The sequence below is a fragment of the Acinetobacter nectaris CIP 110549 genome (genome assembly GCF_000488215.1).
Taxonomy (GTDB): domain Bacteria; phylum Pseudomonadota; class Gammaproteobacteria; order Pseudomonadales; family Moraxellaceae; genus Acinetobacter; species Acinetobacter nectaris.
This window is the reverse complement of the sequence record NZ_KI530722.1, coordinates 1-2020: the sequence shown is the minus strand read 5'-3', so window position 1 is coordinate 2020 and position 2020 is coordinate 1. Positions and strand designations below refer to the sequence as shown.

The following is a 2020-nucleotide window of genomic DNA, read 5'->3' as shown; positions in this document are numbered from 1 at the left end:
ATGTATACTTACGTATTACTGTGCCAAAGCAAGCCAGTGAAACGCAGTGGGTTGAGCTACAGATTTCAAGTGCACGTGCCGAACGACGTGCAAAAGCATGGCTTCATTATTTATTGTGGCTGCAGTATTTAAACCTTGATGAGCAAGGCAAAGACTATCGTTATATTGTTGTATTTAGTGATCAGACCATTACGTATGAAGGGGTTAGTTCAGCACAGGCAAATATCTTTTTGAAACATTGGTGGAGTCTATGGCAACACGCACTGAAGACCCCTGTTGTTTTGCCTGCCGCACTCTTGCTCAAACCTAGTGAAAGAAACAAACAGCCTGAATGGGCAGAAGAAAATGGTTTAGATGAAAAAACTTGGCAAACACTTTCTAAACATTGGAATGACCCACAAAAATATAGTGATGCATTCTCTGCAGGTGAGGATAAAGCATCGAAGTATCATCAAGATTGGCAATTTATTTTGCAGGAACAAGATGCAAGTATTTTATTAGAAAATCATTGTCGTGAATGGGCGTATCGCCTATATGCGCCCATTTATGAATATTTGAATGTTGATGAATAGTTGAAAAGGAAAACATTGTGAAACCAACTGTACGAGAAGTATCTTTTCAACCCATTCAAGATATTCAATTTCAAGGGCTACATTGGATAGAGGCTTCGGCAGGCTCAGGAAAAACCTTTACACTGTCTAGTCTTCTTGTGCGTATTTTGCTAGAAAAGCACTTGCCTAAACAAGTTGTAGCAACCACATTTACACGTGCTGCTGCCGCTGAGTTGAAACAACGTATTCGTATGCGCTTGGTTGAAATACATCAATTCTTTAAGGAACGACAAGGATTTGATGATCAAGCAAATATTGAGCATTTCAAGCAACTTAAGGTAGAGGGTGCAGACCCATTAAAAATTGTTTTATTAGAAAAATTTTCTACACAAGTAGCTTATGCATGTAGTCGTTTACAATTGGTTTTAGAGCAATTAGATGAGTTGTTTGTGGGGACACTCGATAGCTTTAGTCAAAAGTTATTGCGAGAGTTTGCATTTGAAAGTGGTAAAATTGAACGAATTGATATTACTGATCAGTCAAAGCAGTATACCGAGCAACTCATACATGATGTGCTGCGTGAATGGCTACAAAAACAGTCACAACAACAAGTAGATTGGTTTTATATGAGTGGTCGTCTAAAGCCAACTCATCAGTATATAAAAATTGTAGAAGATGCACTGAATTTTACCAGTGCATACTTTAAGCCTGTACAGCCTCCAAAAATAGAAGTAGACCAATTTTTAAAGTTACGAGACAAGCTACGAAATTTGAGCTTTGCTCACTTATCGTCTTACTACTTGGCAGATGGTAATTTTTTCCCAACTGTAAGCAAAACAATATTTAGACAAAATAGCTTTACTGTCTTATTTGAGCAAATTATTCCTGAGGCCATAGAACGTATTTTAAAAGAAGATGGGCGCCACTTCTTTTTAAAAGAATTTACAGATGCACGTACAACACTTGAAAAGTTTGTGAAGAACATTCAAGACGGTAAGGTTTTTACCAAGAAATGCGCTGAACAAGATGCAACACGCTTCTATACAGATGAAGCATTACAAAAATTGGTCGATGTATTGGCACATACACAGCATATGGAAAGTGCGCTTGTAGAAACGGAAGGTTATCTGAAATACCATTTATGTGAACAAGTGAAACTGCGTTTACCTGCACTCCTCCAGCAACAGGGTGAAACTACGTTTGCGCAGCAAATAAAAACTTTGTCTGAAGCACTACAAGGGGAGCAAGGTGAGCACTTTGCAGCTTTTGTTCAGACCAGCTACCCACTTATTTTGGTTGATGAATTTCAGGATACCAACCAAGAGCAAGACAACATGCTTGCCAGCATTTGGCGTGCACCTACGAGATACGAAAAAGGATGCATGATCATGGTAGGCGATCGTAAGCAAGCCATTTATGGATTTCGTGGTGGAGATATGCTTACTTTTATTCGTGCATATCATGATGTT

At 38.7% G+C, this 2020-nt stretch carries 1 protein-coding gene and 1 pseudogene; both read left to right on the top strand.

All coding sequences use genetic code 11. The features are described 5' to 3' along the window. Positions 1-572: pseudogene (locus P256_RS13305) on the top strand (exodeoxyribonuclease V subunit gamma); the annotation flags it as partial. 17 nt (positions 573-589) lie between these two features. Then, a partial coding sequence (locus P256_RS06480) for a UvrD-helicase domain-containing protein (RefSeq protein ID WP_023272888.1) occupies positions 590-2020 on the top strand: 1431 nt, incomplete at its 3' end.